This is a genomic window from Rothia sp. LK2492, from assembly GCF_040946345.1.
Taxonomy (GTDB): domain Bacteria; phylum Actinomycetota; class Actinomycetes; order Actinomycetales; family Micrococcaceae; genus Rothia; species Rothia endophytica.
This window is the reverse complement of sequence record NZ_JAYWLX010000015.1, coordinates 1-9,240: the sequence shown is the minus strand read 5'-3', so window position 1 is coordinate 9,240 and position 9,240 is coordinate 1. Positions and strand designations below refer to the sequence as shown.

General features: G+C 55.5%; 8 protein-coding genes. 6 read left to right on the top strand and 2 right to left on the bottom strand.

From position 1 onward, the window contains the following. The 4 genes from VVR27_RS11405 to VVR27_RS11390 form a co-directional block, all read left to right on the top strand. A partial coding sequence (locus tag VVR27_RS11405) for a helix-turn-helix domain-containing protein (protein WP_368548470.1) occupies positions 1 to 810 on the top strand: 810 nt, incomplete at its 5' end. 107 nt (positions 811 to 917) lie between these two features. Beyond that, the gene (locus tag VVR27_RS11400) at positions 918 to 3,488 is read left to right on the top strand and encodes a DNA methyltransferase (RefSeq protein WP_368548469.1); all 2,571 of its coding nucleotides are present in this window, start codon (positions 918 to 920) and stop codon (positions 3,486 to 3,488) included. Between the two features lie 39 nt (positions 3,489 to 3,527). Further along, positions 3,528 to 4,765 (top strand): IS3 family transposase gene (locus VVR27_RS11395; RefSeq protein WP_368548468.1). Its coding sequence is split into 2 segments (ribosomal slippage): positions 3,528 to 3,855 and positions 3,855 to 4,765, totalling 1,239 coding nucleotides; the frame shifts between segments, so codons are not numbered across the junction. Positions 4,766 to 4,775: 10 nt separating this feature from the next. Further along, positions 4,776 to 5,111: a type IIL restriction-modification enzyme MmeI gene (locus tag VVR27_RS11390; protein WP_368548467.1), complete on the top strand. Its 336-nt coding sequence runs from the start codon at positions 4,776 to 4,778 to the stop codon at positions 5,109 to 5,111. A gap of 175 nt (positions 5,112 to 5,286) precedes the next feature. On the opposite strand, the gene VVR27_RS11385 is transcribed toward VVR27_RS11390, so the two are convergent. Together VVR27_RS11385 and VVR27_RS11380 are read right to left on the bottom strand one after the other, a co-directional pair. Then, the gene (locus VVR27_RS11385; protein WP_011152925.1) at positions 5,287 to 6,141 is read right to left on the bottom strand and encodes a 23S rRNA (adenine(2058)-N(6))-methyltransferase Erm(X); all 855 of its coding nucleotides are present in this window, start codon (positions 6,139 to 6,141) and stop codon (positions 5,287 to 5,289) included. Between the two features lie 99 nt (positions 6,142 to 6,240). Then, positions 6,241 to 6,288 (bottom strand): erythromycin resistance leader peptide, encoded by a 48-nt coding sequence (locus VVR27_RS11380; protein WP_011152926.1) that lies wholly within the window; start codon positions 6,286 to 6,288, stop codon positions 6,241 to 6,243. Between the two features lie 323 nt (positions 6,289 to 6,611). Here VVR27_RS11380 and VVR27_RS11375 point away from each other — a divergent pair, with 323 nt between their 5' ends. Both VVR27_RS11375 and VVR27_RS11370 read left to right on the top strand, forming a co-directional pair. Continuing rightward, on the top strand, positions 6,612 to 7,175 hold the full coding sequence (locus VVR27_RS11375; protein WP_368548471.1) for a recombinase family protein: 564 nt from the start codon (positions 6,612 to 6,614) through the stop codon (positions 7,173 to 7,175). Between the two features lie 88 nt (positions 7,176 to 7,263). After that, positions 7,264 to 9,240 (top strand): N-6 DNA methylase (locus tag VVR27_RS11370; RefSeq protein ID WP_368548466.1); only part of this gene is annotated, 1,977 nt, incomplete at its 3' end.

Here is a 9,240-nt window from a genome sequence, read left to right as displayed (position 1 = left end):
GGTGACTTGATAAGGCAGGTGAGGGACTTGGCCGGGACAGACCAGTACGAGGCTGCACCACGCCAACAATTTAAGTCAGGACGGGAACTCATTAACGCGGTGAAAACCCGCCGTGAAGAGGCACAAGCGTTTAAGGCACTGGCCCAGGACGTGGACGCGGAAGTCTCCGCTGAACTCGACCAGTACGACCCGGAGCTCATCGACGGCGTGCGCGTGCTCTGGATTACCGAGGGCACCGCCGCCCGCGACGAGACCGCGTTCCGCCACGCCCTCAAGACCGGCCACAGGCTCCGCGCCGCCGGCCAACGACTCACGGATGCAGCCATCATCGACGCCTATGAGCACGCCTACAACGTCGCACACACCCACGGCGGCGCAGGCCGACCCGCAGAGCTTCCCCCGATGCGCGACCGCCAGACGATGGCACGACGAGTCCGCGGCTACGTGACACAATCCAAGAGCACGGCCTCCCTCGGCTCGAGCGCTTCTGGAAAGGCAACCAGTAGCGAGCGCAAAGCCTTGGCCACCATGGGACGCAGAGGCGGGCAAAAGGCTGCACAACGCTGGAAAACAGACCCAGAAGGGGAGTACGCACAAGCACAGCGAGAAGCCTTGGCGTCTGCGAACAAACGCCGAGTAATCCAGGGACAGAGCACTCGCGGCCGTGTCCTCTCTATTTATTCGCAAGTCCTGTTCGACACCGGGACAGCGCCTACCGCGAAGCAGATAGCTGAAGAGATCGGGTGTGAGCGCAGTACCGTAGCGCGTCACATTTCGGCCCTCAAGAAGGCGGGGCTGCTTCAGGGCTAGAGGTGTGAATGCCGTAAGCAATATACGGTTCCCCTGCCGCTAGGCAGTTAGGTAAAACCTCACTCAAGAAAAACCTTGATGGGCGGGGCACCTTATATGCTTTGTTCATGCTCTCTGATCCTGTCTTTGACCGTGCCACCATCCGCCATAAACTCATTGAGTTCAAAATCCGCTGGCGCGGCCATATCGACCAGTGGAAAGCAGAAAACCGCCCCGCCACCGAGTCCAGCCACGATCAACAGTTCTGGGGTGACCTCCTAGCCTGCTTCGGCGTCAACGCCCGCGACCTTTACCTGTATCAGCGCAGCGCGAAACGAGCCTCCACCGGCCACACCGGCAAGATTGACATGTTCATCCCCGGCAAAGTCATCGGCGAGGCCAAGTCCCTCGGTATCGACCTGGACAAGGCTCACGAGCAAGCACTCGACTACCTGCTCGGCGGCACCATTCCGAACTCACAAATGCCGGCCTATGTCCTCTGCTCCAACTTCGAGACCCTGCGCATCACCCGCCTTAACCGCGACTACGTCGGCGACTCTGCAGAATGGGACGTTACCTTCGACCTGGACGAAATCGACGAGCATCTGGAACAGCTCGCGTTCCTGGCGGACTATGAGACCTCGGCCTATCACGAGGAAGAACAAGCCTCCCTTGAGGCCTCACGCCTGATGGTCGAGCTGTTCCGCGCCATGAACGGCGACGAGGCAGACGAAGCCGTGGGCGATGAAGCCCCAACCACCCCGGAGGAAGAAGACGAAAGGGTCATGCGCACCTCGGTCTACCTAACGCGCATCCTCTTCCTCCTTTTCGGCGACGATGCAGGCCTGTGGGACACCCCGCACCTGTTTACGACGTTCGTGCGCAACGAAACCACCCCGGAATCTCTCGGACCTCAGCTCAACGAACTTTTCCGAGTCCTCAACACCCCGGAGGACAAGCGGCCTAAGCGCTTGCCCGGCACCTTGGCGAAATTCCCCTACGTCAACGGCGCAATCTTCGCCGAACAGCTCGACCCTGAATACTTCGACTACGCCATGCGCGAAGCCCTGCTCAACGCCTGCGACTTCGACTGGTCAAAAATCGACGTGTCCGTCTTCGGCTCACTGTTCCAGCTGGTTAAGTCGAAAGAAGCCCGCCGTGGCGATGGTGAGCACTACACCTCGAAGACCAACATCCTCAAGACCATCGGACCGCTCTTCCTCGACGAGTTGCGTGCCCAGGCTGACAAGCTGGTCTCCAACCCCGCCACCCCGGTGCGCAAGTTAGAAGAATTCCGCGACTCACTGGCTGCCCATATTTTCTGCGACCCGGCCTGTGGTGCGGGAAACTTCCTGCTCACCGCCTATAAAGAACTGCGCCGTATTGAAACGGACCTTATCGTGGCTATCCGTCAGCGCCGTGGCGAGACGGGTATGTCGCTAAATATTGAGTGGGAGCAGAAACTGTCGATTGGGCAGTTCTACGGATTTGAGCTGAACTGGTGGCCGGCAAAGATTGCAGAGACGGCGATGTTCCTGGTGGATCATCAGGCGAATAAGGAGTTGGCGAATGCGGTGGGGCGTCCGCCGCAGCGTTTGCCTATTACGATTACCGCCCACATCGTCCACGGAAACGCTCTCGCCCTGGACTGGACGGAAGCGCTGCCCAAAGCAGTGGGGGAGACGTTTATCTTTGGCAACCCACCATTTATCGGTCAAGATACGCGCACAAAACAGCAGCTCGAGGAAATGAAAGCTGTATGGAGACGTAAAAACATCTCGAGATTGGACTACGTCACGTGTTGGCACATAAAAAGCCTTGACCTTTTCAGTACCCGTAACGGACGGTTCGCTTTCGTAACAACTAACTCGATTACCCAAGGCGAACAAGTGCCGCTTTTATTCGGCCCCATCTTCGCAGCAGGTTGGCGTATCCGCTTCGCCCATCGCACATTCTCATGGGATTCCGATGCTCCCGGTAAAGCCTCAGTCCACTGCGTCATCGTCGGTTTCGACCGTGCACACGAACCTCGCCCCCAGCTCTGGGATTACCCGAATGTCAGCAGTGCCCCCGTGGCTGTGCCTGTGGAGCGCGTGATTAATGCTTACCTCGTCGACGGCCCTAATGTCCTTGTCCAAAAGATGACTTCGCCCATCTCCTGCGAGATTAAACCCGCAGTTCTAGGCGCAATGGCAAAAGACGGAGGTGGCTTGATAGTTGAAGCCCAGGACGTGCAAGAAGCTTTGGACGATCCGATAGCGGCAAAGTACCTACGTCCGTACGTTGGCTCGCGAGAACTTGTTCGCGGCCTTAGTCGGTGGTGTCTCTGGATGGTCGATCTCGACCCCGCCGACGTTCAGGCAAGTACTTTTCTGCGTTCACGAATTGAACAAGTACGCGCCTACAGAACAACGTCCTCGGCTCCTACTACACGGAGCATGGCAAAGATTCCTCATCTTTTCGCACAACGTTATCGGCCACAAACAGATTTCCTTTGCGTTCCATCCGTTGTTAGCGAGAACCGGCCATACTTCACAGCTGCGGATATTGAGGAAGGAACAGTTGTCTCCAGCCTTGCGTTTGCGGTTGAAGATTCTGATAGGTCACAGTTCGCGTTGATTTCTTCGTCAATGTTCATTACTTGGCAAAAGATGATTGGAGGAAGGCTGGACCTGACCCCCAGATGGTGGACACCTTGAAACCAGCATCTCGCTGGGGAAGTGAGGTACCTTTCCACCATGCCACGCAAGACCTACACCGAGCAGTTCAAGCGCGACGCAGTCTCGTTGTACGAGTCGACCCCCGGAGCAACGCTCAACGCGATCGCCTCCGATCTCGGGGTCAACCGCAACTCCCTGCGCACCTGGCTCGACGCCTTCGGCACCGGCACCAAAACCAACGCCAACGGTGAAAAAGTCGCCAGCCCCATTGCCGCAGCCAACAGCGCACGCACGCCTGCTGAAGGACTCTCCGACGCCGAACGCATCCGCGTGCTGGAACGCGAAAACGCCAAGCTCCGGGAGGAACGAGAGATCCTCCGCAAGGCGGCCAAATATTTCGCGGAAGAGACGAACTGGTGAACCGCTTCCGGTTCGTTGATGACAACCGAGGCCTCTACGAGGTCAAGCGGTTATGTGAGGTTTTGAAGATCAACCGGTCCTCGTATTACAAATGGAAATCTGCTGCTCCTGCCCGCCGGCGACGCGTCCTTGACGACGCGGTGCTGGGAGCGAGGATCAAGGCCGTGTTCACGGCCGAGAACGGTTGTTACGGGGCGAAACGCGTGACGGCGGCCATCAATTCCGATCCAGCCAACGACGACCTTTTCAATCACAAGCGCACCGCCAGGTTGATGCGCCAGATGGGCCTGTTCGGCTACACCAAAAAACGCCGGGTGAAGACCACCGTGTCTGCGAAACGGGCTCCGAAAATGCCCGACCTGCTGAAACGCCGGTTCACCGCGGAGAAACCGAACACCATCTACGTCGGCGATATCACGTACCTGCCGATCGCGGACGGGTCGAATATGTACCTGGCCACCGTCATCGACTGCTATTCGCGGCAGTTGACCGGTTTCGCGATCGCTGACCACATGCGCACGGAGTTGGTCGAAGAAGCTCTCACGATGGCCCACGGGGTCCGAGGCAACCTTGACGGGGCGATTTTCCACTCCGATCATGGCAGCGTCTATACCTCTGGACAATACCGGAAGCTGTGTGAACGATTCGGTGTCACCCAGTCGATGGGAGCGATCGGGACGAGCGCGGACAACTCGTTGGCGGAGTCGTTCAACGCCACGCTGAAACGGGAAGTCCTCCAGGACGAGTCCGTTTTCCCAAGTCAGCTCGTATGTCGTCGGGACGTGTTTCGGTGGTGCACGCACTACAACACCAGGCGCTTGCACTCGTGGTGCGGCTACCGCTCGCCGAACGCCTTCGAAGCCACCGGATCAGCTACACTTACTATCGCATCTTGATTAAATCCCCGTGTCCACTTTCCGGGGTTCGGGCCCGCTAGAATCTCGCCTGCGTTTTGCGAACACACTGACGTGGAACACGTTCCCCGTACCAGAACTCGATGAGAAGACGCGCAAGCGGATTATTAAGGCTGGGCAGAAAGTACTCGCCGCGCGCGCACTGCACCCGGAGCGTTCCCTCGCGGAGCACTACAACCCGCTGGCTATGACACCAGAACTGGTGAAGGCGCATGACGCGCTCGACCGGGAAGTGGATAAAGCAATGGGGGCGGCGCGCAAGCTCACTTCGGAGCGGCAGCGCCAGGAGCTACTGTTTGCCAATTACGCGAAACTCACCAACAACTAGCTCAATGCTTGTTCGAATAGGCCGCACTCATGTCGCGGGTGCGGTCTATTGTCGAGAACATGAGCTTCCTTACCGAGTACAACGCTGCCCGCGAGTTGTCCGTGATTGATGCGTCTGCGGCCAGACTTCGCTTACCTTTTAGTACTACTGGTGCAATTCGGTTTTGGTGGGGGGATTAACGCCGCCGGCTTCGGTTTTTCCGTTGAGGAGGTCGTTGACTACTTCCCGATGGTGAAATTGGTCGATGGTGCGGTGAAGAGGAACCAGTCACCTGGAAGAGATCGATCCAGTCGCTGGTGTGCAATCTGGGAGGTAGGGTCGCAGGGTCGATTCCTCGCGAGTGCAACCATGATTGTGTTTCTGAACGTGATGAAAACAACCCTGCCCTTCGGAGAATTTCCCTTATCCCGCGTCCCCGGGCAGTGAAAACGGTGTGCACCATCGCCTGAAAGGCTTTGCGCTGCTCTATCGGAATCTTCGGGTCACCCACCCGGCGGATCACTAAGATCCCCCCGTCAACGTTTGGCTGTGGCCGGAAAGCAGACCTTGGTACCCGGGAACCCAGGTGAAATGTGAACCATGGGGACCACTGAGCCGTCATCATCGTGCTTGCGCCTACCCCAGCCCGGCGGCGAGCGACTTCCCACTGCATGAGGAGTACAGCGTCAGTCCATGCCGGCGCATGCAGCAACTTTCGAAGAATGGCAGTGGTGAGATGAAAGGGAATATTTCCCACAATGACGCAGGGAGTGGCGGGTAAACGGAAGTTAAGGAAATCATCATGGACCACTTCGACCGCCGCCGAGGAGGTTTCTTGTGTGAGTTTGGCAGCTAGTTTTGCGTCCACTTCAACTGCCGTTATTGCCCTCCCCAAGTAGGCCATCGGGTGAGTGAGGGCACCGCTTCCTGGTCCGATCTCAATGATGGGGCCGGAGGTTTGTTTTACAAGATCGATGATGGAGTTGATGATCTTGTGGTCGGTGAGAAAATTTTGGCCATGTTCGTGACGGCCGTGTCCGTATGCAGACATCAGGTGTGCTCCTTGGAGTTGAAAAGGAGCCGGGCATGACAAATAACCGCCCGGCTAAAGGACCGGAGTGGTTTTTAACCTACGGGGTAGGAAACCGCCTTAGCGGTTAGAGCGCAACCGCAAGAAAGCGGTACCTGAAATCAACATGGGCCTAATTATATCAATTTAATTTCGCGGGTGATACGCGGTGAAAAAGAAGACAACTGCGCCGCAACAGTGCAAGACATCTGCACCTGGACTGGAATTGTATTTGTCCTACCTTCGGCTCGTCGCGCCGCTACCGCTGGCGGATTTCGTCTCTGAGCAACGAGGGGGAGTTACCCTACCTCCGAGCGTTTTTAAAGTACACCCCAAAAGAACAGTTTTTGAATTGCAAAAGCGCTCGCAAACATCATGTTCACTAGGGTTAGGTTATGGATAATGGAACAGAACCGTCACTACCTCTAGATATTCCTGAACATTCCGAGGTTATTTCCGGGCAAAAAGTCGGCTATGCGCGGGTTAGCTCTAAAGATCAGAATCTTGAGCGGCAAACTGCAGCGTTGAAGAAAGAGAAGTGCTTTCGCATCTTCGAGGATACTGTCAGCGGTTCGTCCACCGACCGGCCTGGGTTGGATGGGGCGTTGAATTATGTTCGACCTGGTGACCAGCTTGTGGTTATGAGTATGGATCGGTTGGCACGCTCGCTTATTGATTTGCACCGCCTGGTCGACGACCTCACTGCCCGCGATGTTTCGGTGAAGTTCCTGAAAGAGGGTCAAACGTATTCGTTGAATTCGACGCCGATTGCCAAGCTCATGCTCGGGTTGCTTGGCTCGGTGGCGGAGTTTGAACGTGCGATTATTCGTGAGCGTCAGGCGGAGGGGATTGCGCGTGCGAAAGCCCGCGGGGTTTATAAAGGTCGCGCGAAAGCGCTGACTGATGAACAGCTTGCCCAGGCACAAGAGTGGGTGGATACTGGTATTCCGAAGGCTGAGGTTGCTCGCAGGCTCGGCATTGGTCGAACGACACTGTATAACTATCTCTCGCGCTGATTCAGGCAGCTTTGAAGGTTGTTAAAACTAGCCTTTGACCTGGCTTGGGGTGTCCTACTAGGCTCGCTTGTCGCTGTATAGTCACGATATGGATGTTTTCGATACTCTCGTGGCTCAATTCGGGGCGGCAGCTAAAGACAGTCTTAATGGGCCAGGAGAGCCGGAAGCCGCATTGGCTACGCCAGTAGACAATTTACTGCGCGAGTACGGCGAAAAGATTCTTAGCAGGAAAGTAGTCCTGCATGCCGAAGTCCGGGAGGACTCCGGCAACGTCCGCCCAGACTTTGGTGTACGGATCGATGGGTTAATGTCTGGCCACGTGGAATTAAAAAAGCCCGGGACTTCTCTAGACCCAGACACATACGGCAAGACCACGCACAACGGTAAGCAGTGGAAACGCCTAAGTAAGCTGCCTAATCTGCTGCACACGAATGGTTTGGAATGGCGGTTGTGGCGCTATGGCGAACTCGTGGCCATAGCGCACTTACCGGTGTCCTCGTTAACCAAGTTCAAAGGCGCCATCGCTGCGCCACCGGAGCTAGACACCGTATTGTCGAGCTTTTTGTCCTGGACTCCCACACCGATTACAACAGTTACTCGCCTAGTGGACACTATTGCACCACTTGCAGCGTTGTTGCGTGAAGAAGTCCTGGAATCACTTCAAGCCAACCGGCGCAATGCAAAAGCTACAGGACGAGAAGAAAACTCCTATCCATTTATCGGCCTGAAACGCGACTGGCGTGCCAGTTTGTATCCGAACGCCACTGATGAAGAGTTCGCAGATGGGTTCGCGCAAACAGTTGTCTTTGCCCTAGTTATTGCCCTATCTGACGGAATGGACTTTAACAATATCCAGCTGCGAGATATTGCCGAAGGACTGCAATCTAAACACAGCCTGCTAGGGCGTTCTTTGGACTTGCTAACCGAGCATATTAAAGGCTCAACAGTTGGATTAGTCCTAGAGACTATTATCCGTACACTCTCGGCGACCGACTGGCGAGCCATTTCTGGCGGTAATCAAGATGTCTATCTGCATCTTTACGAGCACTTCCTCAATACCTACGACCCAGCCCTGCGCAAGAAGTCTGGCTCGTACTACACACCCACTGAAGTCGTTGCCGCAATGACCCGGCTCACCGACCAAGCCTTACAAAAGTATCTATCCATTCCCGAGGGGCTATCCGCAGATTCGGTTGCGGTCATCGACCCCGCAATGGGTACCGGCACCTACGGTTTGAGTATTGTTCAGCATGTTGCAGCCCAAGCGGAAAAGTACGGACCTGGCGCTGTTGCTGATGCGGTAACTTCCGTGGCCAAGCGCTTATACGGAATCGAACTGCAATCAGGACCATTTTCTGTTGCTGAGTTACGTCTGAGCCAAGCTATCCAAGAATTCGGTGGCCAGCTTCCCGAAAACGGAATGCACCTTTACGTCGCCGATACTCTCGAAGATCCACAGTCGGGGACAAACCGCGAATTAAGCTATACGCTGCAACTTATTGCACAGCAACGCCAGCGCGCGAACCGCGTCAAACTAGAAACTCCGATACAAGTCTGTATCGGAAACCCACCCTACAAAGACAAGTCCGAAGGCCTGGGCGGCTGGGTCGAAAAAGGCAGCGCCAATAGTAACCATGCACCGCTTGATGATTTCCGCAAAGAAGGCAATGGCAGATACGAATATGTGCTGAAAAACCTTTATGTTTATTTTTGGCGTTGGGCGATGTGGAAAGTCTTTGAAAGCATCCCCCATTCCACAGATGGTGTGGTCTGCTTTATTACAGCGACTGGATACCTTAACGGCCCTGGGTTTAAAGGTATGCGTGAATGGATACGTCGTAATACCTCGCGCGGTTGGATTATTAATCTCACCCCAGAAGGCATGCAACCCCCTGCAAAAAACGCCGTATTTAACATCGAAACTCCCGTTGGGATTGGTCTTTTTATCCGCAATAAAGAAAACGACGATACTGAATCAGCTGAGATTAAATACATCGACCTGCACGGCACCCGAGAGGAAAAATTTAGCGCATTAAGCAACCTTGACCTTGATAGCGATAGCTTT